The organism is Nocardia sp. JCM 34519.1 (assembly GCF_020361265.1).
In the GTDB taxonomy this organism is placed as follows: domain Bacteria; phylum Actinomycetota; class Actinomycetes; order Mycobacteriales; family Mycobacteriaceae; genus Nocardia; species Nocardia arthritidis_A.
In genome coordinates this window covers 145321-171825 of record NZ_JAIRBR010000001.1, presented here as the reverse complement: position 1 = coordinate 171825, position 26505 = coordinate 145321, and the positions used below count along the sequence as shown (strand labels likewise).

Sequence of the window (26505 nt, the reverse complement as noted above, 5' to 3'; positions counted from 1 at the left end):
GGGTGCGGTGGCGCGGGATACGCGGAGCCGGATGATTCAACAGGCGCTACTGCTGTTTCGCGGACAGGGCTATGCCGGGACCGGCATCCGCGAGGTCGCAAACCAGGCGGGCGTCCACCGCGGGGTGATCTACCACCATTTCCCCGGCGGCAAATCCGAACTCGCCGAGGAGGTGCTCGCGTTGATCGATGGCATCGTCGGCCCGGTCATCGCGGCGGTGTGCGCGAATCAGGATCCGGTCTCGGCCATGCACGCGATTTTCGCCGGGGCGAAGATGACGATGACCGGTGGCGGGCAGCCGCCCGGCTGCCCGGTCGCGGCCGTCGCGCTCGGCGCGGGGCCCGATGACGCGGCGCTGCTCGACGCGGCGCGCATGATCTTCCGGCGCTGGCAGGGTTCGTTCCGAGATTGCCTAGGGCGCAACGGGTTCGACGACACCGATGCGACGAACCTGGCCGCGCTGCTACTCGCCGGGCTGGAAGGTGGTCTGGTGCTGTGCCGCACCGAGGGCGGCACAGCACCGCTGGATCAGGTCGCCGCCGCGCTCGAACGCGCGCTCGTGCCCGCCCGTTGACCGGGTCGCGCACTGTAGATCAGATAGCCCACCGCGGCGAGGAATGCGGCGCCACCGAGCAGCGTGTAGGAGTTGCCGACGAAGAATTGGATTACGGTCCAGTGGAATTCGCGGCCCATGGTTTGCGGGACGTACCAGATGAGGCCCTGGGGCAGCAGGGCAACATCCGGATCCCAGTTGCCGATCCGGTCCACCCGCATCGGCCAGGCGAAGGCGAGCAGGCCGACGGCGACCGGAACGGCCGCGCGCAGGACGAGCGGTCGGCCGGACAGTGCCTGTACCGCCCACATGAGCGCGGGGATCACCCAGACCCAGTAGTGGGTCCAGGAGATGGGGGAGCACAGCAGGGTGACGCCCGCGGCGAGCAGGATGCCGAGGAGTTCGTCCCCGCGCCGGTGCGCGATCCACGCGGCGGCCATCCCGGCCACCGCGAGCACGCCCGCTGCGATGAGCCAGGGCAGATGATGTTCCCAGGTGGTCCACTGCAGGCGGCCGAACACACCGTTGATGGATTGGTTCTGCACGTAGGCGAAGCCGACCCGATCCTGCGATGCGACGGTCGAGGTCCAGAACTGCCAGGCCTGGGCGGGCCGATACCAGAACCCGATGGCGACGGTCACCGCGAACGCCCCGATGGCCGTGCCCGCGGCCTTGAAACGGCGGGTGATGAGCAGGTAGACGATGAATACCGCAGGGGTGAGTTTGATGCCGGTGGCGATGCCGATCAGAATGCCGCGATACCACCGGTCGGGCATGGCCAGATCCGCGAGGACCATCGCCATGAGGATGACGCTGACCTGGCCGAACTGGAAGGTCTGCTGTACCGGTTCCAACCACAGCGCGGCGCTGCCCACCGCGAGCGTCAGCGCGAGCAGCCCGCGCCCGCGTAGTCGCAGCAGCCTGCCGGTGCACCACACGCTCGCGTACAGCGCGAGCATGGTCGTGACCGCGACGCCGTTACCGACGTAGTCGATCGGGAACCGCGCCAGCTCGGCGCAGATCCACGCGGCGAATACCGGATACAGGAACGGCAGATACAGCGGCCCCCGCTCGACATACAACTGCTCGGGGTGAACGGCGGCGGTCCGCCCGCCCCACATATAGACCTGAAGATCGACCTGATGCCAGTACATCGGCCAGTTCGGCCGCAGGAACAGCAGCCAGACCGCGATCGATACGAGCGTGAAAATCAGTGCTGCGGCGAGCGATAGGAGGGTTCGCGAGCTCCCGGGCTGCTCGCCAGCCGGTTTAGCGGAAAGCTCTGCCGCCGGTGCGACAGTGACCATGAACTTATTCCTTCATCAGGTAGCGGCAATACGCACCGCGTCGACCGCTGCCCTGCCCGTCACCGCCCCCGGGCCGGTCCACGCATCCCCCGAAAGGAGCCGCGAGTTAACGGGTTTCGAGTACCTGGGCAGTCGGTGCCGGACAATGTTCCCCGGTCGAGCTGTTCGACCGGTGCGCAATTTTCCGCTCTGGCGACATGATTCGGCGCCCACCCCTCATCACTGTTCGTTCAACGACACAAGGCTCCGACGCTAACACGTCGGATGACTAAGAGCCTGCCCCTATTTCCAGTTGGTGACACTGCACACCATCAATACTTAATGGCTATTACTAATCCTGCCAGTGTGTCTCACGTTACACCTATCGAGTGTGCTTTCGCGGCAACGGATTTCATTCCCGCATGAACGCGAGCTTGAAGTCGGGGCATTCCACCAGCGGCTCATGGGTGCAGGTCGCGGCGTGGCGCAGGCTGTCGCGCATCCGGACCAGACGGGCGATGTCCTCGTCGAGCTGTCGGGCCTTGACGGCCATATGCGCGCGCAGCTCGGTGTCGTCGGGGGTGGCCTTCAGGAACCGCGCGATCTGCGCGAGCGTGAAACCCGCCGCGCGGGCGCAGCTCACCAGCGCCAGCCGCGCCCGCACGTCGGGGTGGAAGGTGCGGCGCAGGCCGTTACGTCCCTCGGACCGGATCAGCCCGCGCCTCTCGTAGAAGCGCAGCGCCGATGGGCGCGAGTCCCGACCGCTCGGCCACTTCGGCGATATCCAGCAGCGTCATCCCACTCCTTGACTTGAATCGCGCTTCAAGTCAGACGATACGACCATGAACGAAACAACGGAACCGCATCCGCAGGCCGTCGACCATCTGGAACGCCTCGCCCGGTTCGGCATCGGCGAACTGCACACCTTCAACCGGAACAGGCCCGCGAAGGCTGGCGACGGCAGATCGCGCTACTCGGTTCGCCGGAACCCGTCGCCGCGGTCGCCGATCGCGAAATCCCTTGGCGGCAGGGCGCAATCGGCATCCGCATCTATACGCCCGCCGGGGCCGGACCGTTCCCGGTGCTGATGTTCTTCCACGGCGGTGGATTCATGTTGGGCGACTTGGATACTCACGATGGACTGTGCCGGTCTCTCGCGAACGGCGCTCGGTGCCTTGTGGTTTCGGTCGACTACCCGCGCGCACCGGAACACCGGTTCCCGGCCGCGCCCGACGCCTGCTTCGCGGCCACCCGCTGGGTCGCGGACCATGCCGCGGCCATCGGAGCCGATCCGGCGCGCATCGCGGTCGGCGGCGACAGCGCGGGCGGCAATCTGGCGACCGTCGTCGCGGCGATGGCTCGCGAGAGCGGTCCAACGTTGGTGTTCCAGCTGCTGATCTACCCCGATCTCGACTTCCGCCGAACGAATTTCAGCATCAGGGAGTACGCGGGCAAGTACGGGAACATCACCCGGGACGGCCAGCGGTGGTTCATGGACAACTACTTGAACGACCCGGCCGAGAAGCTCGATCCGCGGGTATCCCCGCTGCTCGCGCCCGACCTCACCGGACTGCCGCCCGCGCTCGTCATCACCGCGGAGTACGACGCCCTGCGGGACGAGGGCGAGGAATATGGTCGCCGGCTCGCGGCGGCAGGGGTCACGGCCACCGTCATCCGCTATCCGGGCATGATCCACGAATTCATCCGTCATCCGTTCGACGACAGTATCCGCGCCCGCGCCGATGCCGCCGCGGCGCTCGCGAATGCCTTTGCAGCGTAACGCTATTCATCCGGAAAGGGGTGGAACCGGGCCTGGCCGGGCAGCCTGCTGCGCCGCCGCAGTGCGGTGAGCACCGTGCCGACCGCGGCGCGCGGGCGGGTACCCTGCCGGACCACCGCGGTGATCGTCCTGGTAACCGGCCCGGCGAGTTCCCTGGTGACGACGCGATAGCGCGGGTCGACGGCCAGTTCCGGGAGCAGCGCTATCGAGAGCCCGGCCTCGACGTGCTGCAGCGTCAACATGTAGTTGCTGAACCGGCAGATCACCCGCGGTTCGAAACCCGATTCCCGGCACAGCCGGGTCGCGAGATTCGCCATATAGGACTGCGGCAGATCGAAGGCCCACGACTCGTCGGCGTACGCGGCGAGGTCGGCGGGCCCGCGGGCGGCCCGGTCCGGCGGCAGCACCAGCACGATCGGATCGGTGGCCAGCGGCACGATATCGATATCGGGGCCGAGCGGATGTTCCACGAAATCCGGTGTGGTGACGATGATGTCGGCATCGCCGACCCGCAGTGCCGGCATGCTCTCGTGTGGTTCCAGCTCGACGATTTCGATATTCAACCGCGGATGGGTCTGCGCGAGCTCGGTCACCGCGGGCACCGCGAGCGCGTGGATGGCGCTCTGGAACGCGCCGAGCCGGACCACCCCGACCGGTTCGGCCCGCAGGCTGTGCAGCTCCGCCTCGACGGTGTCCATGTGGTCGAGGATGGATCTGGCGCGGCGGGCCAGCATCAGCCCGGCGGGGGTGAGCCGGACCCGGCGGCCGGTGCGTTCGAGCAGCTGGGTGCGTGTCTCCGATTCCAGCACCGCGAGCTGCTGGGACACGCTCGACGCGCTCATATCGGCCGCCTGGGCCACCGCGCGGACCGTGCCGAGGGTGTCGAGCTGACTGAGCAGGCGCAGCCGCCACGGGTTCAACATCCGACTAGTGTTGTACGGCTGAGCCGAACAGTACAACCGGAATTGTGAGATGGACGCGATGCTCGGACCGGACCTACCGTTGCGCACATGACCATCGCGACCCCGAGAATCAGCCCCGCTCGCGACTTCTGGGCCGACGCCGACCGCCATCTCGTGCGCTACGCCGGTGCGGGCGATTTCACCAGGGAGATCATCACCCGCGCGGCGGGCAGTTTCGTCTACACCGAAAGTGGAAGGGAGATACTGGATTTCACCTCCGGGCAGATGAGCGCCATTCTCGGGCACGCACATCCGGAGATCGTCGCCACCGTGTGCGACCGGATCGGCGAGCTCGACCATCTGTTCAGCGGCATGCTCAGCCGTCCGGTCGTGAATCTCGCACGCCGCCTTGCCGATTCACTGCCCGCGCCGCTGGAGAAGGTACTGCTGCTCACCACCGGCGCCGAATCGAACGAGGCGGCGTTGCGAATGGCCAAGCTGGTCACCGGTAAACACGAGATCGTGTCGTTCGCCAGGTCGTGGCACGGCATGACCCAGGCCGCCGCGAGCGCGACCTACAGCGCGGGCCGCAGCGGCTACGGACCCGCCGCGCCCGGCAATTTCGCCATCCCGGCGCCCAATGCCTACCGACCCGATTTCATAACACCCGAAGGCGAATTCGACTGGCGCCGCCAGCTCGATTTCGCATTCGACCTGATCGACGCGCAATCCGTCGGCAGCCTGGCCGCCTGCCTCGTCGAACCCATTCTCAGTTCCGGCGGCATCGTCGAACCGCCGCCCGGCTATTTCGCCGCGCTGCGCGATAAATGCGATGAGCGCGGCATGCTGCTGATCCTCGACGAGGCGCAAACCGGACTGTGCCGTACCGGAACCTGGTACGCCTTCGAGCGCGACGGCATCGTCCCCGACATCCTCACCCTGTCCAAAACCCTCGGCGCCGGGCTGCCGCTCGCGGCGGTGATCACCAGCGCCGAAATCGAGGCGGCCGCACACGATCGCGGGTACCTCTTCTTCACCACTCATGTCTCCGACCCGCTGGTCGCCGCCGTCGGCAATACCGTGCTCGACATTCTCGAACGCGACGGACTCGATCGGCGGGCCACCGAGCTCGGCGCGTTCCTGCGGCAGGGGTTGGAGCGAATCGCCCAGCGCCACAGCGTGGTCGGCGATATCCGCGGCCGCGGCCTGCTCGCCGGTCTGGAACTGGTCGCCGACCGGGAGACCAAGCGGCCCTCCGACGAACTCGGCGCTGCGGTCACCCGCCGGTGCCTCGAACTCGGTCTACACATGAATATCGTCCAACTGCCGGGCATGGGCGCGGTATTCCGCATCGCTCCGCCGCTGACCGCCACCGAAGACGAACTGTCCCTTGGGCTTTCGATTCTCGACCAGGCGATAGCCGACGCCGCTCGCACTTTCGGGTGAGCGCGGGTGGGTCTTTCGTAGGACGCGTCGGCCGGGTGGGCGTCGTTAGCGTGGCTCGGTGGCCGGGTTCGTTCCAGGGGAGGTCTGATGGATATCGTTCGGGACAATCCGGTGGCCACCATGATCGTCGTCTCGGAGGTCGGGCTGTGGGTACTGCTCGTCGCCGGGCTGGTCGCGCGCTATCCGCTGCGGTTGCGGCCGGTGGGCGCCGTATTGCTCGGGGGCATACCGTTACTCGATATCGCACTGCTCGTGGCGACCGCGATCGACCTGCACCGCGGCGCCCAGCCGGGCGCCGTGCACGGGCTCGCGGCGGTCTACCTCGGCGTCAGCGTCGCGTTCGGGCCCGCGATGGTGCGCTGGGCGGATACTCGCTTCGCGCACCGCTTCGCGGGTGGGCCGCCACCGGTCAAGCCCGCCAAGGGATCTCGGGAGGCGTTGGCCGCGACATGGCGGGAGTGGGGCCGGGTGGTGCTCGCGGCGACCATCGCGTCGGCGGTGCTGCTGCTGATCATCGCGACGGTGGCGAGGGGCGATCAGTCGGGCCCGCTGTGGGGATGGATCGGTCGTTCGTGGGGCGTCGTCGGGGTGTGGTTCGTGTTCGGTCCGGTATGGGATCTGGTCTCCCGCGGCATGAGAGCCGTTGATTAGCTCGATGTTTCGAATGTGCGCACCAGGATGGCCCGCGCGTAGAGCAGCTGGAAGCCGAGCTTCTGTACATTCTGCTGTGATTTCGAGCCGGGCAGCGTGGTGACGACGGCGAGGTCGCAGCCGGCCGCCGCGGCGGTCGCGAGCCGGGCGTCGAGCAGTGCGCCCTGCACACCCCGGCAACGGAACTCCGGCAGCGTTGCCGCGCCGCAGAATTGGGCGATACCGTCGCTGAGCCGCAGGCTCGCACCGCCGACGGGCACACCGCCGATCCGCGCCAGCGAGCCGGAATAGCCGCTCGCCGAGGACATATCGGTGATCGCGTCGGCGATCGCCGACCGGTCGTGCTCCTCATGTGAGACGACGCCCTGGGTATCGGGTGTCGCGAAGGCGGTGGCGACGACATCGATCCAGGTGTCGAAGTCCGCCGGCGCAACGGTTTCGATCGCGATCCCGTTCGAGACCCGCGCCGCCGGACCCGGTGTGAGCCGCCGCCCGAGCACGTTCTCGAACCCGGTCAGCACATAGCCGCGCCGGGTCAGCTGCTGGACGAGCGCGGGATCGGCGAGCGTCGACACCTCGAACTGGACCGGCGTCTCCTGTTCGGCGAAGGCGCGCTCCGCCGCATCCAGCGCCCCATCATCGAAATCGCCGCCCATCCCGGCCCCGACCACCTTGTCGAGCGGCGAACCCGGCCCCACCCACACCGCGAGCCCACTGCCGAGTTCGACCGTGCACACCCGCGGCTCCCGGCACGCGGCCGCCACCGCCCCCGCCTCGACCAACGACCGCTCGGCTCGCTCGATCCGCTCGGCGAGTGCGATATCCGTGAAGAGCCCCGGTTCGGAAGACATGGGATGCATGGTCACCCGGGGCGCCGATCGGCACAAATGATTTTCCGGTCCGATCGGGTTCGTTCCGGTGGATCTACGGCTCGTAGCCGCTGTGATCGGTTAGGTCTGTACCCGAGAATCGGTGTCGCGCAGCGAAATCCATTCCCCACACCGTCGAATCCGCTCCCCAGTCGATCTTTCCTTCATCTGTGAAATAGTGGGCAGCAGAAGGGAATTGGTCGCGTCGAGAATAGAGTGGCCGGCGGATTACGGTCCGCTCCCTTCGTGTCCGCTCCGCTGGACTGGAGGTGTATTTTGCGGAAGTTATTATCTCCCTTGGTATTCGGTGCCGCGTTGGGGCTGACCGTGCTCGGCCTGCCCGGACTGACCGGTTCCGCCGTTGCCGATAACCCGTCGGCCGAACGAACCGTGAACGATATCGTGCCGGTGCCCGTGCAGGCGCAGGCCGACCCGAACGGCGATTTCACGCTCACCAGCGACAGCGTGATCCGTGCCGAATATCAAGCCCAGGATGTCGCCGAATATCTCGGTCAATTGCTGCGGCCCGCGACCGGATTCGCGCTGCCGGTGGTCGACCCGAGCGACCGATCCAAGCCCGGGATCACCCTGTGCCTCGGCGACGCCGGTCCGGACGTCGGCAACGAGGGCTATAAGCTCGCCGTAGCCAACGACGGAATCACGCTGAGCGCCAACACCACCGACGGCCTGTTCGAGGGAATACAGTCGCTGCGACAGCTGTTCCCGGCAGCCATCAATAAAACCGATGTGCAGCAACAGAATTGGACGGTGTCGGGCGGTACGGTGCTCGACTATCCGCGATTCGCCCGGCGGGGCGCCATGCTGGATGTCGCGCGGCACTTCTTCACGCCCGATCAGGTCAAGCGGTACATCGATGAGGTGGCCCAATACAAGATCAACACGCTGCACCTGCACCTGACCGACGATCAGGGCTGGCGCATCGAGATCAAGAGCTGGCCGAAGCTGGCCGAAATCGGCGGCCAGACCGCGGTGAACGGCGATCCGGGCGGTTACTACACCCAGGATCAGTACACCGATATCGTCAATTACGCGGCATCCCGGCACATTACGGTGGTGCCCGAGGTCGATATGCCCGGCCACACCAATGCCGCGCAGGCCTCGTATGGCGAACTGAACTGTGACGGCAAGCCGGTGCCGCCGCGCACCGATATCGAGGTCGGTTACAGTTCGCTGTGCATTCCCAGCCCCACCACCTACAAATTCGTCGAGGACGTCATCAGCGAATTGGCGGCCCTCACACCCGGCCCGTACATCGATCTCGGCGGCGACGAGGCGCATTCCACCTCGCCGGCCGACTACAACGCCTTCTATCAGAAGGTGATGCCGCTGGCCGCCCAGTACGACAAGAAAATTCAGGCCTGGCACAATATCGTTGTCGCGAATCCGCCGACCTCGGCCATTCCCGAATATTGGGATACCGCCAACAGCAATTCCGATGTGGTCGCGGCGGCGGGGCGGGGCAATAAGATTCTGATGGCGCCGGCCAACAAGGCGTATCTGGATATGAAATACACCCCGGACGACCCGCTGGGTCTGCACTGGGCCGGGTATGTGGAGGTGAAGGATTCCTACGACTGGGATCCCGCCACCTTCCTGCAGGGGCTTTCGGAGGATCAGATCGCCGGTGTCGAGGCGCCGATCTGGTCGGAAACCCTGCGCACCAGCGCCGATATCGAATACCAGGCATTCCCCCGGCTCGCGGGTATCGCCGAGATCGGCTGGTCGCCCGCCGCGACGCACAACTGGGACAGCTATCGTGCCCGGCTCGCCAAGCAGGGGTTGATCTGGACCGCACAGGGCATCAACTTCTACCGGTCGCCGCAGGTGGACTGGAAGTAGCTCCGTAGCAGGCGGTTTCACGGGCGGGCGCACCGGACGGTGCGTCCGCCCTTCGGCGTGCTCGATACCGCTGGGGTGCAAGGGGTTCGGTGTCGGTGGATGATGGTGGGGATGTCGATCTATCGATGATGGGAAGAGACGAGATGAAGACCAGGCTCAACTGCCCCTGTGGTGAGTACATAACCGGCGTCGACGAGGACGATCTGGTCGAGAAGACGAAGGCGCACCTCGCGGACAAGCATCCCGGGCACGACTATTCGCGCGACGAGATCCTCTTCATCGCCTACTGAGCCTTCACGACGGTCGATTGTCCGTCGAGTGCGCGGGCGACTTCGGTCGACTCGCCCCGGCGGACAACCACAACACCGGTGAGAATCAGTGCGCCGCCGAGCAATTGGCTGGGGCGCGGTGTCTCGCCGAGCAGTGCCCAGGCGAATCCCAGCGTGGCGAGCACCTCGAACAGGCCGAAAAAGGCGGCGAGGCGGGCGCCGAGCAGGCGGGTGGCCGCGATGCCCGCGACGTAGGCGAGTGCCGCGGTGACCGTGCCCAGTATCAGCACCGGTATCCACCATTGAGTGGTAAACCCTTGGAAGACAACCGGATTCGTGGTCGCGGCCAGCGGAACGACGCCGATCGCACCGGCCGCGAGCAGAGCGGCTCCGCCGATGAGCAGTCCGCCCGCGGCGAGGACGGTGCCGGGTAGCGTGCCGTCGCCCTTGGTGGAGAGCACGAAATAGGCCGCGGCGCCGATCATCGCCGTGAGCGCCCAGATGACGCCCAGCCAACTGGTGGGCGTATCGGAGCGCAGATCGATCACCAGCAGCAGGCCGACGATGCCGACCGCACCGCCGAGAACCGTGATGGTTCCCGGCCGCTCGCGATGCCGCAGCCACAGCCAGCCGACCACCGCGATCGGTGCGGTGTATTCGATCAGCAGGGCGACGCCGACCGGCAATCGGGCGACGGCGTTGAAATAGGCGAGTTGCGTGCCCGCCACCGCGACCAGTCCGTACGCGGTGAGCAGAAGTATGTTGCGGCGCAACAGCTGCCAGTTCCCGCGCAGCTGTACGGCGGCGATGGGTGCGAGGACGGCCGCGGCCACCAGCACCCGGACCGCGACGACGGATGCCGAACTCCAGCCCGCATTCATCAAACCGCGAGCAAGCGGGCCGGACAGCGCGAACGACGAGGCGGACGCCACCGCGCAGATCAGTCCGGATCGGAGCCGCGATACGGTCCTGTCATGGGTCATCGTCACCATGGCTCATTACGCTAGGGGCGATGACGTAATATGTCAAAGTGCTTTTCGCTGATGACATCGAATGCGCGCTGCGGGCCGCGGTTGAGCTGGTCAATTCGGCGGAACCGCCGGACACGCTGACCGAAATCGCCCAGCTGGACGCCTTTTTCGTGAAGTTCGCATATACGGGAGTACATGCGGGCGATGCCGAGGAGTTGGCGGCGGTACGCGCGCTGCGGCCGCCGCTGCGCCGCATGCTCACCGGCGACCGCGATACCGCGGTGCGGCTGGTGAACGAGACCCTGGCCGCGAATCGGGCGCTGCCGCAACTGGTCCGGCACGACGACCTCGACTACCACATTCACGCGGTGCCCGCGGCGGCCCCGCTCGCGGTGCGAATCGCCGTCGAGACCGCGATGGCGATGGTCGATCTGATCCGTGCCGACGAATTGAGCAGGCTGTCCATCTGTGCCGACAAGTCTTGCGAGGGAATCGTTTTCGATTCATCGCGGAACCGGTCCCGGCGCTACTGCAGTACCGCGTGCGGCAACCGCAACGCCGTCGCGGCCTACCGCGCCAGGATGAAATCCTGATCGCGGCAGACCTGTTCGCTAGGTTGAGCCGTGCCCAGACGGTGGGATGGTCACGACTCTTCGGCCGCGTCGATGGCCTTCCGCAGTCCGTCCGGGCCGTAGAGGTCCTGCTGCGACGTGAGTTGCCTGCCGTTCACGAAAACCGATGGGGTGGCCGTGATACCGCTCTTCGCGACATCTCTGCTGACCTTTTGCACGTACGCGTCGTACTTGCCGCCCGTGATCGCCTGGGCGACAGCGGGATCGGTGTAACCGGCGGCCGCGGAGAGCTGGACCAGTTGCTCGTCGGTCAGGCCGGTGCCGCCCTCCGGGGGCTGCTGGGCGAACAGGGCGGCCACCCAGTCCGGGAACTTCGCCGGATCCGCCGCGGCGACGACGTACGCGGCGTTCGCGGCGCGGGTGGAATACCTGGTGCCGGAGGAGGCCGGGTCCAGGAACGAGACGATGTTGTATTCGACAGCCGCGGTGCCCTTTCGGATCGCGTCGGTCAGCGTCGCGGCGCTCGCGGATTCGAACAGCTTGCAGTACGGGCACTGGGCGTCGGAGACGATCCGCACGGTGACCCCGGCATCCGGTTTGCCGATGCGGATGGCGCCGGTGTCGGTGAGCGAGCCGACAACACCGCTCTGCGATTGCCCGGTAATCGCCGGAATCGCGACGTTGTCGTGTGAGCGGCGGACCGCCAAGCTGATGCCGATTCCGGCGACCAAAGCGACCAGCACCCCGGCGACCAGCACCTGGACCAGGACACCGCGCCCGCGTCCGGCCTGCCGCGCCGCCGTCACCGCACCTTTTCGACCAGACCGTCTGCTCACCTCGGGATCAACCCGCCTTCCTGTCGTCGTCCAAATCGCCCCGCCGCCTCGGCCGGGCACGCCAGCGCCATCATGGACAACGAACCTTAGAAAATCCCTAGCTACCTGTTCGGGCGGATGTGACACACGGCGCGCCCGCCCCGCCCGGAGCGAATCCGGTGTAGCGGTTGCGGCAGAGTGGTTCGGGTGAGCGAATCGCGTTCGAACTACAACCCGCGTCCGATGTCCAGCAAAACCACCTACGCGCTCGGCGGCGTCGCGCTCGCCCTCGTCGTGTTGATCGTGATTCTGGCGTTCCGGTGGGGGCACGACGAGCCGAGCATCCGCAACGACGGCTACGGTCCGGTCCGCGACCAGAATGTGCACTCGGCCGTGCAGCAGGACGGGGTGATCCTGCTCGGCAAGGACGGCGCCGCCAAGACCATCGACCTCTACGAGGATCCGCTGTGCCCCGCCTGCGGGTCGCTCGAGCGCATCCACGGGCAGGAGATCGCACAGCAGATCGACGAAGGCAAGCTCGCCGTGCGGTACCACCTGCTGAACTTCCTCGACCAGCGATCCGGCAGCAAGAACTACTCGACCAGGGCGATAGCCGCGAATCAGTGTGTGGCGCAAGCTGGTTCGGGTCCGGTGTACTCGAAATTCCATGAGCTGCTCTTCACCGACAAGCAGCCGAAGGAGGGCGGCAACGACCTGAGCAACGACGAGCTCGCCGCCGTCGCCCGGGTGGCCGGCGCGCCGGAATCGGTGGTGCAGTGCATCGGCGGCGGCTCGCGGATCGATGCCGCCAAAGCCGATGCGAACGCGGGGATGGATTCGCTGCATGCCGCGATCGGTAAAGATGCCGGAACTCCTACGGTGCTCGACGGTGGCAAGAAGGTGGATTGGCGCAATTCCGAATGGGTGGTCTCGCTCACCAAGTGATGTTGGGGCCGGGCCGTCGCCACCAGTCGACGGCCCGGCCCGCTCGACGATGCGGCATATCCCAGCCCCTGGTCCGCAGGGCGTCGAGCATTCCGATGGTCAATTGGACGCGGAACTTGCCGCGTTGTCCGGGATTTCATCGTCGGGCGCGATACGGGACAGTTGCCGGTGCAGCATGACGTGGCCGTGCAACGGATGCGTGAGATCCGCCTTCTTATCCGGTTCGATTGTCGTGGTTGGAAATTCGACGATCGATGCCCCGATGTCGGTGTGCGGGAACAAGTATCGCGCGCCCTCGCGAAACGTGCTGTGCCGCTCGCCGGTCGGAGTGCGCCAGTCCAACCGGTCGTGGCGGGCGAACTCCACCTGCCAACCTCGTTTTCCCTTGTCCGCCAAGGTTTTCAGGCGTAGATGGCGGGAGCACAGCGATATCTGTTTCGCGTCGAGGTTCGTGAGATCCGATTCGGCGGCAGGGAGTATGCAGCCGGGGAAGCGGCACATGCCGTCCATCGCACGCACCTCGCGTTCGGATAGCGCGTCCGCGCCGTCCGGCCGTTCCGGAATCACCTCGAAGCGGGCCTGTTCGGCCAGGATGCGGGCGAGCGCGGCATCGATCGGTCCGTAACCGGCCAGGAAGGCGGGCGCCTCACGCATGCCGAGCAGGGTGTCGGCCGGAATTCCGATCTGGATCAGCGGCCTGCGCGGCGGTTCGCTCGGCACGGCGTTATTCGGGCAGCGCGCGCCGCGCCCGCAACCGCATCGCAATCGACCGGAGCCGTCGGCGAGCGCGACGAGCGCATCGGCGCGGCGCTGCGGCATGGTGCGTGGATCGGCCGCGCACACCTGCAGACTCATCTCGCGCAATCGCATCGCCACCGTCTGCGCGCCGGGTGCGGGTAGCAGGCCGTCGAATACCGCCATACTGTCGCGCATGGTGCGGATGCGCACATCTCGGTCGTCCTGGCGGCGTTCCCGGCGCCGTTGCGCCCCAACGGGATCCAGCCGCATCACCCAGCGCCGCGCCGCCTGCCACAGCCGGTTGGGCGTGCTGTGCTCCGCCGTCGCGAGCAGTTCCGGTTCGAGCTCGTCCAACGCCTCGCGCGCCACCGCCCGCGTGCTGTCGACGATCACCCGCACCTGCGCCAGATCGATTCGCCCGCGCGCGAACGCCGCCCGCGTGCGCGGCAGCGAATCCTCCAGCGCCAAACCGATATCGATCAGCGCGCCCGCCGTCGCCTCGTCGACGCGCAGCGCGAGCGCCGCCTCCGTAGCCGCGAATTCGCCCGCCCGCACCCCATCCGGCCCAGGCTCCGCACTCGCCGCACGATGCCGCCGGTACAGCTCCCGCACCGCGAACACCTCCGCCGCCTGCGCCGTCGCCACCGACCCGTGTGCCACGCGAAGGGCATCGATCAGCCCCTCGTCACTCATGGCCTGCAAGTCCACAGTCGAGAGATCATTGTGATCGAACATGTGTTCGAGTCTAGGTCATAATCCGCGCCCAATCCAGGCGATTTGGCCGCCGAGATCCCCGTGGTGTAACTTCATTCAGGCGCACGGGAAACCCGGAGCGCACCCAACCAGGGGCTATGGCGCAGCTGGTAGCGCACCACACTGGCAGTGTGGGGGTCAGGGGTTCGAGTCCCCTTAGCTCCACTCGAACAAAAGGCCAGGTCCGGGACGGTTTCCGGGTCTGGCCTTTGTTCTATCCATTGTTCGATCATCGGCAGTTGACGACACGCATGACGACAGTTCATCCCGCAGTGTCATCGGCCGAATCGAATAGCACGTCCATCGCATCGAGGGCATCCCGCTTCACTCGTTCGATCACCTCAAGGTAGATGCCCGTCGTCACCGTGATCGAACTGTGCCGCAGGATCGCTTGGACCGTCGCAGCGTCCACCCCGAGCGTGAACAGCACCGTCGCGCAGGAGTGGCGGAGATCCTGCACCCGGACCGGCCGGACCCGCGCCTTCTCGAGCAGCTTCGCAAACATTCGGTTCACGTTTCGGGGTTCGATCGGCCGTCCCAGCTTCGTCGTGAAGATTAGGCCCGATTCCTGCCACTGGTCACCGGCCGCGAATCGTTCCTCCAATTGGTTCTTGCGATGCTGACGCAGGATCGGAATTAGCGGTGCCGGAATGGGAAGCGTCGCGCGAGAGCCATCAGTCTTGACCTCTTCCAGCTTCAGCTCGCCGTCCACTCGATGCAACCCGTACCGGATCACGAGACGACCTGCATCGAGATTCGTTTCCTCCCAACGTAATCCGAGCGCTTCACCACGCCGCAGACCCATCGCGAGCATGACCGCCCACAGTGCATGTAGCCGATGTTCCTCGGCCACCTTCAGCAGCTGACGCGCGTCGATCTCGCTCAGTGCTCGCGGTTTGTAGTCGCCAGCGCCCCGAAGCTTCACCGACCGCGCGACGTTGCGACTGATCAATTCCTCTTCTTTCGCGTCCTGCAACGCGACGCGGAGCACCCGCAGGACATGCCGCACCGAATGAATCGACAGGACGTTGCCGCAACATTCTGGTTTCGTCTTCGCACAGCAGCGAGGCACTGCCCGCTTGGCGTCCTTCTCCTGCGCGCAGCACTGGCACTTCTTGCGCAGCCCGTTGACGAAATCCCGGACGTGGCGGGCCTCCAGCTTCTTAAGCTTGCGCTTGCCGAGCCCGGGAATGATGTGCAGCCGGACATCACCCTCGTAGGTGGCATAGGTGGTGCGCCGGATCTTCGGTTCGGCGATCTCCTCCAGCCAGTACGACATGTACTGGGCAACCGTCATCGTCGTGACATCAACCGGAATTCCCTTGCGCTGCAACTCCTTCAGCCGCGTACGTTCGGCATCGGCCTCATCCCATGTCGCGCCGTACACGCTGACTCGCTTGCGATTGCCATCCGGCGTGTCTACGAACAGCTTCAGCTCGTACCGGCCGTCCTTGCGCGCGCCGATCGTGCCGGAGCCGTTCGGATTCCGTTTCTTGCTCGGCTTGGCTTGCCGAATCGGCTTCTCGTCCTCCGGCATCGACTACGCCGCCTCATCGATCAGCGCGGAGACGTAGGTCTCGAACGACTGCCGAACAACACGGCGACATCGGCCAACCATCACCGACTTCACCTGCCCGGACCAGATCAGCTGGTACACCATCCACCGACTGACCTGAAGCTCATCAGCCGCTTGCTGAACAGTCATGAACTTACCCATTTCCCCTCCCTATGCTGCGTTCTGGAGTACCGAATGTTCTTGTGTCCCTGGCGGACCTGCCGCGAGCACGCGTGTGGTGAGTTCGGCGCGCCATCGGGTGCGTTGCGCGATGTGGGCCACGATCAACTGGTCGCGGGGTGGACAATGCTGGTCGCCCGGTTCGACCGGGGTGATCTGGAGCCGGTCGGTCTCGGGGAGGGTCATGCCGACCTTGCCGAGCAACTGCCGAACGAATTCGACCCGGTCGGCCTTGTGATCGGCCAGGGTCTTGCCGGTCCATTTCTTCGAGTTCAGGACACGCCGACCGGGCAGGCCGAGGGTGTCTCGGCGGTGCGCCTTGCCCCGGCAGCGTCCCGGGATCGTTTTCTCGGTCGCGCCCTGGGGGACGATGCCGAACCGCAGCCATACCGCGCATGTTTCGCTGCATGGGGTGTGCTGGAGTTCGGCGTGGAGCCGGTCGTAATGTGTTGCTGCCCTTGCCGATTGGGGTTCGAGAACTTCGGCGATCGACTTGGTCAGATATTTGGTGACATAGCCGATGGTGCGGGCAGCTTCCTGGGTGCCGCCGAGCACACCTTTGATGTGTTTCGGATCGATCTGGGTGCCGAACTTGATGACGTGCGCCGGTTTCAGGTTGTCGCGAGCGTCATCGAACCCCGGCAATACCGTCCCGGTGTCCGGATCGACGAACGTCCCGGACTTGGTGTCCCACACCGGCATACGGCTATGCCCGTACACCTCGTTCTCCGGATCGTGATACGGCCACCACACCTGGTGATAGGTCGCGCGGGCCACCTGCTTGACGACCTCACGCGGGATCCGGCCCCGGATCAGCATGTGCACGTGCGGGGCACCGCGTTTCTGCGGTTCCACCACTTCCCAGTACTGGACGTTCCAGCCGACGCAGCGGCGCAGGTTCTTCTTGAACCGGTCACGCAACGCCGCGAAATGCACGATATCCCTTGCGGCGGACTGATAGTCGTAGGTGTCCGGATCACGCGGCGAACCATCCGAGGCAGGCTTGCCGTCCTTGTCGCGCCCGCCATCGGGGTTGATCTTCCCGTAGGAGGGCAGGGTGAGGGTGATCATCATCGAGGGCCGGTACTTGCCCGCGAAGACCTCCCCAATCGTGGTGCGACCCACCTTCTTTCGCGGTAAGTCCGGCACATCCTGGCGACGTTTCGTCGAACGGATACGCCGTTTCTTAGGCAACGGGTCTAGCGCGTCAAGCCGGGCCGTCCAGCCGGTATCGCGTAGTTCGGCATCCAGATCCGCGACCAGTTCACGAATGCCGTCCATCAGATACTCATCACCATCGGCCTTGGCGACTTGATAGTCGTCGAGCAGGTTCGCCCGCGCGGTCAGCAGATGGACCTGCCATTCGGTCGGTTCCGGTTTCTCGTCCACCGGTTCGGCATCCAGGTGCCAGCCCTCGTAGCATTGCGTAACCCGCAGCGCGCGAGCAACTTTCGCGCACGCCGGACACGTCGAGGCGATCGTGGCCTTACACGGTGTAGCAATGTAGGTCTCGGTGAGCGTTCTCGGGTCGTAGATGCGCATCGGGATCGGCCGCTTGCACACGCCGAACTTCTCTGCTGTGGCGATCGCGATGTCGTAGAAGTTCGGTTTAGCGTGCCGCTCGGCGGCGGTTTCCCGCTGCGGTACAACGATTTCGGTATCGACGTCGTCCGTCACGCTGCCCCCTTTCGCCGGTCGTGCCCGTCCCCGATCGCGGGCAGTTCGATCGGTTCGGCCAGTGAATCGGCGCGACGGAATACCAATTCGATGGTGGCGGGGCCGATGATCGTGGCCCGGCATTCCTGCGCCCGGAACGCATGCACCAAGTGATCGGTGCGGTTCTCCCAGTCGGCGGGACATTGCCCAGGAAGCATCCGCACCTGCAAGCGGTCCACAGTGTTGCCGATCTCGACGCCGAGACAACGCGGGATCACCTGCCTGCCGCTGTCGTCGATGACCGTGAGATGACAGGCGGTGAGCAGGCGAGCCCAGCAGCGGCCGTAACGCCACCACGTCAGGAACCGTGTCCGCGCCCGAGTGGTGACGCAGCGGTCGAATGTTGCCGGGAATTGGTTGCGCCACACCATGATTGCCGTGACCGAGAGCGCCGCAACCGCGATGCCCGTGATCGGCCCGGTCGTGATCGTGATCGTGATGACCATGGCGACCGGGATCGAGATCATCGGGAACAGCAGCGCCCACCGCACCGCGACAGCGGCACCGAGCAGCAGCCACCATGCGGTGTTCAGCACCGCCAACCCGATCAAGTCGAACGGATCATGCTGTGGTGCACCGTTTTTCGTGTTCATCATGAGCTTTCACCGGGCCGTTCGAACAATGTCAGCTGTTCGGTATCGGCCGTTTTCCGACGCGTGGCGCGTTTGGGTAGCGGCGCTGCGGCAGCTGCGACCATGGGGTTGACACGACCAGCGACCGAAGTAGCGCGGCCGATCTTCACCTGTGCGGCAGCGTCGACGAATCGAGTGAACCGTGACCACGGTTCCTGCGGGACCAACTGCCAGCCCTCGGGCCGTCCGGTGTGTTTGTCGGCGGCGATGTGGCGGACCTTGCCGATCGGCAGCGCACCACCCCGGACCGGACGGCCGTTGATCTCGTGGACGACATCACCCGTTCGGACCCGATCGGGGGTGACGAGGTAGAAGAACACCGGTTCATCCCGGTAGGTATCGGTGTTCATGACCGCACCTGCCCGTCATACAGGCAGCCGTCGCAGTACACGACCCCGTCGGTCTCCACGCGCCACCCCATCGCTTCCACGCGGCGCACGATCTCGATGTCGTCGAGGGTGCCCAGGCAGCAGGCTTCCCGCGGGCAGTCCGGGTCACCGCAATGCCAGGGCTGACCGCACCCGGTGCAGTAGACGAGCAGGTGTGTTTCGGTAATGAATCCTGATTTCATGACCGGCCCTCCTTCGCGGCCGGTAGGGCGAGTTCGGCGTAGACGCGTACGCCGTCCCCGTTCCGGTTGGGGTAAGTGCGGTCACGGACAGCCATCCGTAGCCCGTCAGCGCCGACAAGGGTTGCCAGAACGGCGGTAATGTCTGCGAGGTCACCCGAAAGGCGCAGGAGCACAATCCCGTTCATGCCGCCTCACCTTCGTCGCCGAGGTCGTCGGGATCGAAATCCGGTGGAGCCGAACCCGGTGCCGCAGTGCCGATGTCGTGGTGCAAGCCGTATTCGCGGACCAGCCAGGCGATATCGTCGTCGGAGACCCAGTAGAACCGGACCCTGGTGAGGGCGGTCGAGCCGTCTTGTTCGATGTAGCCGACACCCGGTGTGCTGTCGGGAATTTCGTCGCAGCGGGCACCACGGTCGCGGGCACCGGCCCCGAAGATCATGCCCACCTGGGTCGGTTCGTCCAGGCGCAGCCCGATCCGGACCGGGAACAACTGCCGCTGCGGCATGGTCTCCTTCGACGGATCCTGCACGAACGCGAAGATGCTGATCGCTGTCGCGCGAGCCTGGGTCAGCAGCAGGCCGAGCAGTTCCTCGAACGCGGTACGGGTATCGCGGTCGGCGTAGGCAGACAGGGCCGCTGCCTCATCGAGCAGGATCAGGATCAGCGGTTCCTCGATGGTCGGGACATGCTTGCGCAGGCCCGCAGCAACAAGTTTGGCCTGTCGCTCCCGCATCACCGCCACGGCTTCCTTCAACAACGCGAGGATGCGTTCGGCGGTCTCGTACTCGAACCGGACGAACAGCTTTGCCGCAGGACTGAATTCGACGCCGCCCTTGGGATCGATGCACCACACGTCGACCAATCCGTCCTGAATCGCAGGAGCCAAGCCCGCGAGGATCGAGTAGGCGATGCTGCCCTTCCCGGATCCGGTAGCGCCGGCGGCCAGACCGTGGGTGCCCAGGATCGGGATGCGGGCGATCTCACCGGTTTCGGTGACGCCGACCGGGACCGCTCGCAGGTCCACCTCGTTGTGGACCCCCGACAACGCTGTCGGGTCGGCGAGTGTGTCGAACACCCGCAGCTGCAAGCGAATACATCCCGGAGCAGGCGAGACCACCGTCACCTTCGGCACACCCAGCACGTGAGCGAACCGGTCGAGCATTTCCTCGTTGGCCCAGGTCTTGCGGGACTGGCCCGCCAGCATCAGGAAATCGGCGTCCAGGCCGTGATCGGTGTAGTCGTAGCGCTCCAACGTCGGGAACCCGGTCTCCGGTGAGCCCAGCTTGAGCCGATGCAGCATCATGTTCGTCTGCACCGGATCAGCCAGCACGAACACCGCTGGACGCAACTGCGGCGGGGCGTCGGCCACGATCTGCTCGTGTGTCCACTCCTGCGACACTCGACGCACCAGGCACGAGCAGACGAACGCTCCGGTCAGCCCGGCAGCGGCACCGGCGGACAACAGGATCGGCAGTATCGACATCACGCCGCCCTCCACAACGGTCCGATGGCCAACATCACGCTGTGTTCGGCCAGCAGGTTCGGCAGCACCGCCGACAAGGCACGAGCATCGGGCATGGACAACCGGATCTCGTTGCCGCCCAACTCGAACGACACCACAGCGGCCGTCTCACCGGACTGATAACGGGACGCGGCAACGTATTTCACGTTCCGCAGCACACCGACAATGGCAGTATTCGTGGTCGGCATCAGCGCTCGCCCTTCCAACCCGGTTCGGTGCAGAACATCACGCAGCCACCCGGTTGCAGTGGCGGAGTCGGCGCACCGGTCGCGCAGTTGGTCAGGCAGCCGATACCGGAATACGACGGGGCAGGCGGGGCCGGATCGCACAGCATCACGCAGCCATCGGCGCGGACACTGCTCTGATGAGCCACCGGATGTGGTGCGCGATCCATGGCGAGGGGCAGCAGACCCGCCACCGCGATCGCCGGAATTGCCGCCAGGACAGCGAAGGCGGGTCGGGCAGATGGGACAAGGGACGTAGGTACAGGCATCAGGCACCCCTCCTTAATGGGTGACTTGATAGGTGAAACAGGTTGAACAACTTGATATTTGGTGTGAGCGCGTTATGCGCCCACCTCCAGCGGCAGCATCTCGGCTTGCAGCGGCCATCTCGGGTGACTGCGCCGCTGCGGACGAGGTGACGTCACCGCCGCGGGCACCGGATTGTTCTGTGCGGGCGGGGATTCGCTCACCGCGACCGGTTCTGGCTCGGCCTCGGCACTCAGGTCCGGCAGTGGTTCGGTGGCCGCAATGGATTCGGGGATTGGTACCGAATCCTGTTGTGCCGCACGGACAAGCACTGCCAGACCGTGAGTGTCGGCCAGCAGACTGATCGGGGCGATGGCAGCGACCACGGCAGCCCAGACCGGCGGGAGCGGATGGCCCGCCATGACCGCGTGCAGGGCGTTACCGGCGATCGAGACCGCCGCGCCGACGATCAGCACACCGGTGAACCAGCGCCGCTCCCGGGAGTTGGCCAGCACCAGTGCCGACACGGTCGCTTGCACGATGGTGCCGTCGATGATCACCGGGAACAGCCACGCCCACCGGGACGGCAGCCGCGCCAGCAACGCCAGCTCACGCAGAGCGACGAAGCTGAGCACAAACGCCGCCGTCCCGATAGCAACGATCACCACCACCGCGACCCAGCGGGCAGCGACCATAGCCCGCGACTTCTCAGCCGTGGCAGCCACTGCCCTCACCACTCAAATCGGCATCTACCAGCGAATCAAGTTGTGGCAGAAGGTGATTAAGCAGCTGCCGCAGGCTGTGCGCCAGGAACACATCCAGCCCGACCGTCGCGTCCTCACCGACACGCATCACGAACATCGGTGTGCCACAACCAGCAACCGCGACTGTGGCCGCCAACTCGCCTTGCCGGTACGTTTCCCCACCGACCGTCAGCACCGCCGGATGCCCGTACGGATCATCCACGTCGAGGTATATCTCGTGGTTCATCACGCCGCCGACCTCCGCGCGTCGACTGGATCTTTCAGTGCCGCAGCATGTTCCACGAGCGCCACCGCGAGCGATTCCATCAACGCGCGAGCATCATCGATAGGCAGTTCCAACGTAACGTCGCCATCCTCACCGAGCAGGACTTGCACCGTCGCTGGAATCTGATCCGCGCGCCGACCCGACCCGACCAGGTACGCCGGAAAATATTCCACCGAGCGGATACCCGCCACGGCCGTTGTGGTGTGCACGAAAGTCGCCATCACGCGGCCCTCCGCTCAGCCCACAATTCGACAGCGGCATCGGCGGACACGAACCAGCTCGGCGTAATCCACACACCCGCACCCGACTTCGAGCCGTGATCCAGCTGACCATCCATCACCGCCACCGCAAGCTCGTGCAGCAGCTCCTTCGCGATCGGCACCGTCATGAACAGCCGACCCGAACCGGTCGCCACCACTACCTTGCCGATCCGCTCGACGTACCGGACAGTCACAACCTGATCATCGGGACCGGCGCAGGATTCCACGACCATCCACACATCGGTGCTCATCACGCCACCGCCTTCGGTTGATCAGTGACGTACTCGGCGTAATCATGCTGAGCCAGCACATTCGGCAGAGCCTCCAACAAATCCCGTGCATCCGAGACCGTCAACTCCACCAGGGCGCGGCCCAAGTAGAACGACACGTACGCCGGAATATCGAGGCGGTACTGATTCTGTTTGCCGTAGCGCTCGACCCGCGCAGCCTGATACTTCACGCCGTGCAACTCGCCGCCAGCGTTGGGGGCACTCACGAACGACGACATCACGCGACCGCCTTCCGATCACGCGGAGCAGCTGCCGAGTGATCACCCGGTGCCACCGTGCCCGAGGTGTCACCCTTGATGCCGGTCGCGAAATACGAGTAGGTCAGCTTCGCGAAATCGCCCGCCTTCGACGCCCGAGGCTGAACCATCAGGTTCTCGAACTCCACCTCACGCAGACCAGGCCGGATCTCCTTCCCTGTCGGAACCGGCTGCACCGGAGCCAGGAAGATCAGGTCCAGGCCCATGTCCGAACCCTTCACGTCCTCCGAGAAGTCCCAGATCTTGGCCTTCCACTTCAGAAGACCCGTCTCCTCATCCCGCTCCTGCTCATTCGTGTACGCCTTCTTTCGCTCGTTGAACCTCATCACCGGGACAGGCGTACCGATGATTGCCGCACCAGCCTCGAACACGATCTCCTGTGGGATCGCGAACCGCTGATTCCTCTTCACAGCCATCGCTGAAACTCCTTGTCTATCTGGACATTTGTTATGCGGCCTACCTGGCCTAGAACAAAGCTAAGTCCGCCTTCGGGGACGACCCGGAAAAAAATTCCGGGGTACCCCGTATATGTCGCTTGCCTCAGCTAGAATTAAGTAGTGCGTGGAATGACGGAATCAATGACTATCGGCGAACGAGTCGCTTGGTATCGCCGACGTCGCGGTATGTCGCAACGAGCACTCGCGGATCTTGTTGGGCGAACCGAAGATTGGTTGAACAAGATCGAGAACAATCGGATTCAGCTTGATAGAATTTCGGTAATTCAAAATCTCGCGACGCAGCTCGATATCGCTCTAGGGGATCTGCTTGCGGAACCAAGTTTGGTCGACTCAGCGCAGACTGCCGGTAAATCCACCGTACCTGCGTTACGAAGTGCACTGCTGAGCTACAACCAACTGATGCCCTTCGCGCAATTAGAATCGCGCGTAATCCAGCCAATTCCTCAACTTGACGGACGTTTACGTGCCGTTTGGGACGCATACCAATCATCGCGATTCGCCTATGTAAGCGCTTCGTTACCCGCGTTGATTGCAGACCTCGACATCGCATCGCGTAACCGCGAGTCGAGCGACGCTGAGCGTGCAACTCTTATGCTCGCGAGCTCATACCACGCAGCGGCCACAGTACTAACGAAAGTTGGGGAACTCGATCTTGCATGGGTAGCGGCTCAACGAGGATTCGACATTGCCCAGCAGGTCGATAACTCAACAATTTGGTTGTCGCTGGCTCGTTCCGTTGCACACGTCACCATGTCCACCGGACGTCACCAGGACGCTGCCGAATTGGTGGGGCAACTGGCATCGCACACAGGCCCCGTTCCAAACGATGCCTCCCCTGAGTATTTATCGGTATATGGCACATTATTTCTTACCGGCGCCATGGCTGCCGCTCGTGCCGACAATCGTAGTCTGACTAATGAGTATCTAAGCGAAGCAGCAACCGTTGCTGCGCAACTTGGTCGAGATTCGAATTATGCGTGGACAGCGTTCGGCCCGACTAATGTTGAAATCCATCGCGTTTCAACAGCAATGGAACTGAATGATATCGAGACGGCGCTTCGGATCGGGCCCCAAGTCGACGTGTCTCCGCTGCCGATCGAACGGCAAATTAGACATGCCATCGAAATTGCACGCGCCAATAATGCCCGTGGCCACCGAGACCAAGCACTCGATATCCTGCTCTCGGCGGAAGCCAGGGCTCCCGAACAGGTACGACATCTCAGCTTCTGCCGGGATCTCGTGATCCACTGGGTTCGCACCAGCAAGACACGCCCGTCGTCAGCCTTGGCAAACCTCGCTTCGCGGATGAACTTGCTGAGGAGCCCCTACGATGGGCTCTCATGAGCACCGTTGAGCCGCCCCCGATGGCTACACCCCGCGTCGCCGCAGGCGCACTCGTACTTCGCGATAGCGCTGTGCTCTTGGTGCGTCCTACCTACAAGGAGTACTGGGACATCCCCGGTGGCTACGCTGAGCCAGGCGAGTCCCCGAAGGCAGCATGTCAACGCGAAATTCACGAGGAACTCGGGTTGACTGCTAGCAATCTCGAACTCGCCGCCATTGATTGGGCTCCCAACGATAAAGAAGGCGATAAAATCCTATTTCTGTTTGCAGATCGAACGCTGCATGGAATGGATGTCGACACTCTTGTCTTTCCAGATCACGAGTTGTCCGAAGCGCGGTATATCGAGCTGAACCAGCTTGAGCAGTACACGATTCCACGCCTTGTTCGCAGGTTGACCGAAACAACAAACGCCCTCCTGTCAGGACATATTCCGCTCTACCTTGAGCACGGAAGCATCCCGAATCGGGGCTAATACCGATCAAAGTACGCGCAGCTCGTAGCTGTCACCAACAGGTACGACATGAGGCCAAAGCACATGTCAACAGTTCGGTTGGAACGGAAAACAAAAATGTGTATCGGATCTAGCCACTGGTGGAGCCTCGACCGGGGTCGGCGGAGGGGGCGGAGGCGCGGCCGGAGACTCTGTAACTGAGACCTCGGCTGGATGCTCATTGGAATCCGGATGAGTCTGCGAGTGCTCGCTGACTACATACCAAACCCCGCAACCAAGTACCCCAAACGCAGCGATAGTCAACAATGCGGACTTAATAGAGGCACGGCGACCATGGCTGAGGCGGCCCGCCGGTAAATCTAACGGATACCCACTCGACAACGGTGGAACAGTCGCCGCGGAGCCAACGTGACGATTCGCCGTGAACCTCGGTAGTTCGGCGGCATAGTCGTCGGTGTACATGGTGGAGGTTGAAGCGGTCTGTACAGGCCGGTCGAGAGTTGTCGATGCGAACGAATCGGCGCCGAGGTCCATCCCCGATTCCGTCGATCGTCCATTGCCGTCCGGGAAGCCTTGTGCCGCCAGGACGGCCGGACTGGCAGCCGGATCATTGACGCCCAGAGCGGCGAACATGGCGTGTACGCGCTCAACGGTCCACACCGGTACGTGATACGTACCGCGCTGGAACCAGGCGAACAGCTCGTGTGGCCGATCTCCGAGCAGCACGTCTACACCTTTGGGCATGAATCGCCTAGATGGCTTGTCCAGGGTGACGGTCGTGCCACTCCGTGGAACGACTACTACCAGCGCGGATACGAACCGTTCGGCACCAGTCGTCGATTTGGTGATCGACTTGAGCGAATACATGGCCGATTTCGCCTGGTTCAGAGGGTTGACGTCGCTGCCGCGCACATGCACCGGGTCGCCGGAGAATCCCGGCATCGACCAGCGGCCATTTACGGGACAGGACAACATACCGCCGATCGGGCTAAGCGTGCCCTTGACCTCGATACATACGCACGTGTTCGGCGTGAAAACGATGAAGTCCGCTTCCTGTCCAGTCGCACTACGGCCACGACCAGGAACGTATCCACCGGCCACCGCGCAACCAGGCACATTGCATGACCGAAGCCATCCAGCCACTACTTTCTCCGAGTACGGCGCATCCGCTCGTTCGTTGACGACCAGCACGGTCGCCCTCCTTCGCTTGTTCCGTTACATGACGCCCGAGGGCAATGAATCAACGGTAGGCCCAAGGACCGACATCTAACGTCGATCTTGTTGCCGCGCAACCACTTTCAATCGAACTAAGGTTCGATAGCGTTGATACGATTGGCGTGCAACAGTTTTGACCACCGA

At 64.5% G+C, this 26505-nt stretch carries 34 protein-coding genes and 1 tRNA gene; 12 read left to right on the top strand and 23 right to left on the bottom strand.

Annotation, left to right across the window (positions count from 1 at the left end):
* The first annotated feature begins 7 nt into the window (after positions 1 to 7).
* A complete protein-coding gene (locus LGY53_RS00835) occupies positions 8 to 574 on the top strand; it encodes a TetR/AcrR family transcriptional regulator (RefSeq protein WP_225724705.1) in 567 nt (188 codons plus the stop codon).
* Here the strand turns inward: LGY53_RS00835 and LGY53_RS00830 are convergent.
* Together LGY53_RS00830 and LGY53_RS00825 are read right to left on the bottom strand one after the other, a co-directional pair.
* Positions 529 to 1860, bottom strand: a complete 1332-nt coding sequence (locus LGY53_RS00830) for a glycosyltransferase 87 family protein (RefSeq protein WP_225724704.1) — start codon at positions 1858 to 1860, stop codon at positions 529 to 531. The genes LGY53_RS00835 and LGY53_RS00830 overlap by 46 nt on opposite strands.
* A gap of 391 nt (positions 1861 to 2251) precedes the next feature.
* Positions 2252 to 2527: a MerR family DNA-binding protein gene (locus LGY53_RS00825; protein ID WP_255664428.1), complete on the bottom strand. Its 276-nt coding sequence runs from the start codon at positions 2525 to 2527 to the stop codon at positions 2252 to 2254.
* Positions 2528 to 2681: 154 nt separating this feature from the next.
* Here LGY53_RS00825 and LGY53_RS00820 point away from each other — a divergent pair, with 154 nt between their 5' ends.
* Positions 2682 to 2927 (top strand): hypothetical protein, encoded by a 246-nt coding sequence (locus LGY53_RS00820; protein ID WP_225724703.1) that lies wholly within the window; start codon positions 2682 to 2684, stop codon positions 2925 to 2927.
* Positions 2927 to 3619 carry an alpha/beta hydrolase gene (locus tag LGY53_RS00815; protein WP_225725645.1) on the top strand — a complete coding sequence of 231 codons (693 nt, stop codon included), beginning with the start codon at positions 2927 to 2929 and terminating at the stop codon, positions 3617 to 3619. The genes LGY53_RS00820 and LGY53_RS00815 overlap by 1 nt, the downstream gene beginning before the upstream one ends.
* Positions 3620 to 3621: 2 nt before the next feature.
* Here LGY53_RS00815 and LGY53_RS00810 read toward each other — a convergent pair whose 3' ends face one another.
* Positions 3622 to 4542 (bottom strand): LysR family transcriptional regulator, encoded by a 921-nt coding sequence (locus LGY53_RS00810; RefSeq protein ID WP_225724702.1) that lies wholly within the window; start codon positions 4540 to 4542, stop codon positions 3622 to 3624.
* A gap of 87 nt (positions 4543 to 4629) precedes the next feature.
* On the opposite strand from LGY53_RS00810, the gene LGY53_RS00805 reads away from it, so the two are divergent.
* Both LGY53_RS00805 and LGY53_RS00800 read left to right on the top strand, forming a co-directional pair.
* Positions 4630 to 5967: an aspartate aminotransferase family protein gene (locus LGY53_RS00805; RefSeq protein ID WP_225724701.1), complete on the top strand. Its 1338-nt coding sequence runs from the start codon at positions 4630 to 4632 to the stop codon at positions 5965 to 5967.
* Positions 5968 to 6054: 87 nt separating this feature from the next.
* Positions 6055 to 6618, top strand: coding sequence for a hypothetical protein (locus LGY53_RS00800; RefSeq protein ID WP_225724700.1), 564 nt, complete (start codon positions 6055 to 6057; stop codon positions 6616 to 6618).
* Here LGY53_RS00800 and LGY53_RS00795 read toward each other — a convergent pair.
* Positions 6615 to 7469 carry a GNAT family N-acetyltransferase gene (locus LGY53_RS00795; protein ID WP_225724699.1) on the bottom strand — a complete coding sequence of 285 codons (855 nt, stop codon included), beginning with the start codon at positions 7467 to 7469 and terminating at the stop codon, positions 6615 to 6617. The two genes, LGY53_RS00800 and LGY53_RS00795, sit on opposite strands and share 4 nt — an antisense overlap.
* A 315-nt stretch (positions 7470 to 7784) precedes the next feature.
* Between LGY53_RS00795 and LGY53_RS00790 the strand changes: the two genes are divergently transcribed.
* Together LGY53_RS00790 and LGY53_RS00785 are read left to right on the top strand one after the other, a co-directional pair.
* On the top strand, positions 7785 to 9347 hold the full coding sequence (locus LGY53_RS00790) for a beta-N-acetylhexosaminidase (protein WP_225724698.1): 1563 nt from the start codon (positions 7785 to 7787) through the stop codon (positions 9345 to 9347).
* Positions 9348 to 9490: 143 nt separating this feature from the next.
* Positions 9491 to 9637: a DUF1059 domain-containing protein gene (locus LGY53_RS00785; protein ID WP_167477271.1), complete on the top strand. Its 147-nt coding sequence runs from the start codon at positions 9491 to 9493 to the stop codon at positions 9635 to 9637.
* On the opposite strand, the gene LGY53_RS00780 is transcribed toward LGY53_RS00785, so the two are convergent.
* The gene (locus LGY53_RS00780; RefSeq protein WP_225724697.1) at positions 9631 to 10599 is read right to left on the bottom strand and encodes a DMT family transporter; all 969 of its coding nucleotides are present in this window, start codon (positions 10597 to 10599) and stop codon (positions 9631 to 9633) included. The two genes, LGY53_RS00785 and LGY53_RS00780, sit on opposite strands and share 7 nt — an antisense overlap.
* Before the next feature lie 47 nt (positions 10600 to 10646).
* Between LGY53_RS00780 and LGY53_RS00775 the strand changes: the two genes are divergently transcribed.
* On the top strand, positions 10647 to 11180 hold the full coding sequence (locus LGY53_RS00775; RefSeq protein WP_225724696.1) for a CGNR zinc finger domain-containing protein: 534 nt from the start codon (positions 10647 to 10649) through the stop codon (positions 11178 to 11180).
* A 50-nt stretch (positions 11181 to 11230) separates the two neighbouring features.
* Here the strand turns inward: LGY53_RS00775 and LGY53_RS00770 are convergent, their stop codons facing one another.
* Positions 11231 to 11965, bottom strand: a complete 735-nt coding sequence (locus tag LGY53_RS00770) for a thioredoxin domain-containing protein (RefSeq protein WP_225724695.1) — start codon at positions 11963 to 11965, stop codon at positions 11231 to 11233.
* A 252-nt stretch (positions 11966 to 12217) separates the two neighbouring features.
* Here LGY53_RS00770 and LGY53_RS00765 point away from each other — a divergent pair, with 252 nt between their 5' ends.
* A complete protein-coding gene (locus LGY53_RS00765) occupies positions 12218 to 12919 on the top strand; it encodes a thioredoxin domain-containing protein (RefSeq protein WP_225725644.1) in 702 nt (233 codons plus the stop codon).
* A gap of 99 nt (positions 12920 to 13018) precedes the next feature.
* On the opposite strand, the gene LGY53_RS00760 is transcribed toward LGY53_RS00765, so the two are convergent.
* Complete coding sequence (locus tag LGY53_RS00760) at positions 13019 to 14392, bottom strand: DUF222 domain-containing protein (RefSeq protein ID WP_225724694.1); 1374 nt, start codon at positions 14390 to 14392, stop codon at positions 13019 to 13021.
* A 110-nt stretch (positions 14393 to 14502) separates the two neighbouring features.
* Between LGY53_RS00760 and LGY53_RS00755 the strand changes: the two genes are divergently transcribed.
* Positions 14503 to 14575, top strand: a tRNA-Ala gene (locus LGY53_RS00755).
* Positions 14576 to 14672: 97 nt separating this feature from the next.
* Here LGY53_RS00755 and LGY53_RS00750 read toward each other — a convergent pair.
* The 15 genes from LGY53_RS00750 to LGY53_RS00680 form a co-directional block, all read right to left on the bottom strand.
* Positions 14673 to 15947: a site-specific integrase gene (locus LGY53_RS00750; RefSeq protein WP_225724693.1), complete on the bottom strand. Its 1275-nt coding sequence runs from the start codon at positions 15945 to 15947 to the stop codon at positions 14673 to 14675.
* A 3-nt stretch (positions 15948 to 15950) separates the two neighbouring features.
* Positions 15951 to 16127, bottom strand: a complete 177-nt coding sequence (locus LGY53_RS00745) for an excisionase family DNA-binding protein (RefSeq protein ID WP_225724692.1) — start codon at positions 16125 to 16127, stop codon at positions 15951 to 15953.
* A gap of 9 nt (positions 16128 to 16136) precedes the next feature.
* Positions 16137 to 17822 (bottom strand): helitron helicase-like domain-containing protein, encoded by a 1686-nt coding sequence (locus LGY53_RS00740; RefSeq protein ID WP_225724691.1) that lies wholly within the window; start codon positions 17820 to 17822, stop codon positions 16137 to 16139.
* Positions 17819 to 18457, bottom strand: coding sequence for a hypothetical protein (locus tag LGY53_RS00735; RefSeq protein WP_225724690.1), 639 nt, complete (start codon positions 18455 to 18457; stop codon positions 17819 to 17821). Before LGY53_RS00735 ends, LGY53_RS00740 begins: the two co-directional genes overlap by 4 nt.
* Positions 18454 to 18843: a hypothetical protein gene (locus tag LGY53_RS00730; RefSeq protein WP_225724689.1), complete on the bottom strand. Its 390-nt coding sequence runs from the start codon at positions 18841 to 18843 to the stop codon at positions 18454 to 18456. The genes LGY53_RS00735 and LGY53_RS00730 overlap by 4 nt, the downstream gene beginning before the upstream one ends.
* Entirely contained in the window at positions 18840 to 19064 is a 225-nt protein-coding gene (locus LGY53_RS00725) for a hypothetical protein (RefSeq protein WP_225724688.1), read from the bottom strand. Before LGY53_RS00725 ends, LGY53_RS00730 begins: the two co-directional genes overlap by 4 nt.
* 181 nt (positions 19065 to 19245) lie before the next feature.
* Positions 19246 to 20547 (bottom strand): FtsK/SpoIIIE domain-containing protein, encoded by a 1302-nt coding sequence (locus LGY53_RS00720; protein WP_225725643.1) that lies wholly within the window; start codon positions 20545 to 20547, stop codon positions 19246 to 19248.
* On the bottom strand, positions 20547 to 20774 hold the full coding sequence (locus LGY53_RS00715; protein WP_225724687.1) for a hypothetical protein: 228 nt from the start codon (positions 20772 to 20774) through the stop codon (positions 20547 to 20549). Before LGY53_RS00715 ends, LGY53_RS00720 begins: the two co-directional genes overlap by 1 nt.
* Positions 20774 to 21079, bottom strand: coding sequence for a hypothetical protein (locus tag LGY53_RS00710; protein ID WP_225724686.1), 306 nt, complete (start codon positions 21077 to 21079; stop codon positions 20774 to 20776). The genes LGY53_RS00715 and LGY53_RS00710 overlap by 1 nt, the downstream gene beginning before the upstream one ends.
* 72 nt (positions 21080 to 21151) lie before the next feature.
* A complete protein-coding gene (locus tag LGY53_RS00705; RefSeq protein WP_225724685.1) occupies positions 21152 to 21781 on the bottom strand; it encodes a DUF2637 domain-containing protein in 630 nt (209 codons plus the stop codon).
* Entirely contained in the window at positions 21765 to 22049 is a 285-nt protein-coding gene (locus LGY53_RS00700; protein WP_225724684.1) for a hypothetical protein, read from the bottom strand. Before LGY53_RS00700 ends, LGY53_RS00705 begins: the two co-directional genes overlap by 17 nt.
* Positions 22046 to 22309: a hypothetical protein gene (locus tag LGY53_RS00695; RefSeq protein ID WP_225724683.1), complete on the bottom strand. Its 264-nt coding sequence runs from the start codon at positions 22307 to 22309 to the stop codon at positions 22046 to 22048. Before LGY53_RS00695 ends, LGY53_RS00700 begins: the two co-directional genes overlap by 4 nt.
* On the bottom strand, positions 22306 to 22596 hold the full coding sequence (locus tag LGY53_RS00690) for a hypothetical protein (protein WP_225724682.1): 291 nt from the start codon (positions 22594 to 22596) through the stop codon (positions 22306 to 22308). The genes LGY53_RS00695 and LGY53_RS00690 overlap by 4 nt, the downstream gene beginning before the upstream one ends.
* On the bottom strand, positions 22596 to 22856 hold the full coding sequence (locus LGY53_RS00685; RefSeq protein WP_225724681.1) for a hypothetical protein: 261 nt from the start codon (positions 22854 to 22856) through the stop codon (positions 22596 to 22598). Before LGY53_RS00685 ends, LGY53_RS00690 begins: the two co-directional genes overlap by 1 nt.
* Positions 22853 to 23308, bottom strand: coding sequence for a hypothetical protein (locus LGY53_RS00680; RefSeq protein WP_225724680.1), 456 nt, complete (start codon positions 23306 to 23308; stop codon positions 22853 to 22855). The genes LGY53_RS00685 and LGY53_RS00680 overlap by 4 nt, the downstream gene beginning before the upstream one ends.
* A gap of 150 nt (positions 23309 to 23458) precedes the next feature.
* On the opposite strand from LGY53_RS00680, the gene LGY53_RS00675 reads away from it, so the two are divergent.
* Together LGY53_RS00675 and LGY53_RS00670 are read left to right on the top strand one after the other, a co-directional pair.
* Positions 23459 to 24694, top strand: a complete 1236-nt coding sequence (locus LGY53_RS00675) for a helix-turn-helix domain-containing protein (RefSeq protein ID WP_225725642.1) — start codon at positions 23459 to 23461, stop codon at positions 24692 to 24694.
* Complete coding sequence (locus LGY53_RS00670) at positions 24691 to 25167, top strand: NUDIX hydrolase (RefSeq protein WP_225724679.1); 477 nt, start codon at positions 24691 to 24693, stop codon at positions 25165 to 25167. The genes LGY53_RS00675 and LGY53_RS00670 overlap by 4 nt, the downstream gene beginning before the upstream one ends.
* Before the next feature lie 66 nt (positions 25168 to 25233).
* Here LGY53_RS00670 and LGY53_RS00665 read toward each other — a convergent pair whose 3' ends face one another.
* Entirely contained in the window at positions 25234 to 26337 is a 1104-nt protein-coding gene (locus LGY53_RS00665; RefSeq protein ID WP_225724678.1) for a nuclease-related domain-containing protein, read from the bottom strand.
* Positions 26338 to 26505 lie beyond the last annotated feature (168 nt).

Coding starts and splice junctions, on each gene's coding strand:
- LGY53_RS00805 (WP_225724701.1), top strand. CDS start 4,630: ATGACCATCGCGACCCCGAGAATCAGCCCCGCTCGCGACTTCTGGGCC.
- LGY53_RS00795 (WP_225724699.1), bottom strand. CDS start 7,469: ATGTCTTCCGAACCGGGGCTCTTCACGGATATCGCACTCGCCGAGCGG.
- LGY53_RS00760 (WP_225724694.1), bottom strand. CDS start 14,392: ATGTTCGATCACAATGATCTCTCGACTGTGGACTTGCAGGCCATGAGT.
- LGY53_RS00690 (WP_225724682.1), bottom strand. CDS start 22,596: ATGAGCACCGATGTGTGGATGGTCGTGGAATCCTGCGCCGGTCCCGAT.
- LGY53_RS00810 (WP_225724702.1), bottom strand. CDS start 4,542: ATGTTGAACCCGTGGCGGCTGCGCCTGCTCAGTCAGCTCGACACCCTC.
- LGY53_RS00675 (WP_225725642.1), top strand. CDS start 23,459: ATGACGGAATCAATGACTATCGGCGAACGAGTCGCTTGGTATCGCCGA.
- LGY53_RS00830 (WP_225724704.1), bottom strand. CDS start 1,860: ATGGTCACTGTCGCACCGGCGGCAGAGCTTTCCGCTAAACCGGCTGGC.
- LGY53_RS00780 (WP_225724697.1), bottom strand. CDS start 10,599: ATGACCCATGACAGGACCGTATCGCGGCTCCGATCCGGACTGATCTGC.
- LGY53_RS00680 (WP_225724680.1), bottom strand. CDS start 23,308: ATGGCTGTGAAGAGGAATCAGCGGTTCGCGATCCCACAGGAGATCGTG.
- LGY53_RS00815 (WP_225725645.1), top strand. CDS start 2,927: ATGTTCTTCCACGGCGGTGGATTCATGTTGGGCGACTTGGATACTCAC.
- LGY53_RS00745 (WP_225724692.1), bottom strand. CDS start 16,127: ATGGGTAAGTTCATGACTGTTCAGCAAGCGGCTGATGAGCTTCAGGTC.
- LGY53_RS00735 (WP_225724690.1), bottom strand. CDS start 18,457: ATGATGAACACGAAAAACGGTGCACCACAGCATGATCCGTTCGACTTG.
- LGY53_RS00800 (WP_225724700.1), top strand. CDS start 6,055: ATGGATATCGTTCGGGACAATCCGGTGGCCACCATGATCGTCGTCTCG.
- LGY53_RS00670 (WP_225724679.1), top strand. CDS start 24,691: ATGAGCACCGTTGAGCCGCCCCCGATGGCTACACCCCGCGTCGCCGCA.
- LGY53_RS00750 (WP_225724693.1), bottom strand. CDS start 15,947: ATGCCGGAGGACGAGAAGCCGATTCGGCAAGCCAAGCCGAGCAAGAAA.
- LGY53_RS00725 (WP_225724688.1), bottom strand. CDS start 19,064: ATGAAATCAGGATTCATTACCGAAACACACCTGCTCGTCTACTGCACC.
- LGY53_RS00715 (WP_225724687.1), bottom strand. CDS start 20,774: ATGCCGACCACGAATACTGCCATTGTCGGTGTGCTGCGGAACGTGAAA.
- LGY53_RS00710 (WP_225724686.1), bottom strand. CDS start 21,079: ATGCCTGTACCTACGTCCCTTGTCCCATCTGCCCGACCCGCCTTCGCT.
- LGY53_RS00765 (WP_225725644.1), top strand. CDS start 12,218: ATGTCCAGCAAAACCACCTACGCGCTCGGCGGCGTCGCGCTCGCCCTC.
- LGY53_RS00820 (WP_225724703.1), top strand. CDS start 2,682: ATGAACGAAACAACGGAACCGCATCCGCAGGCCGTCGACCATCTGGAA.
- LGY53_RS00785 (WP_167477271.1), top strand. CDS start 9,491: ATGAAGACCAGGCTCAACTGCCCCTGTGGTGAGTACATAACCGGCGTC.
- LGY53_RS00720 (WP_225725643.1), bottom strand. CDS start 20,547: ATGTCGATACTGCCGATCCTGTTGTCCGCCGGTGCCGCTGCCGGGCTG.
- LGY53_RS00730 (WP_225724689.1), bottom strand. CDS start 18,843: ATGAACACCGATACCTACCGGGATGAACCGGTGTTCTTCTACCTCGTC.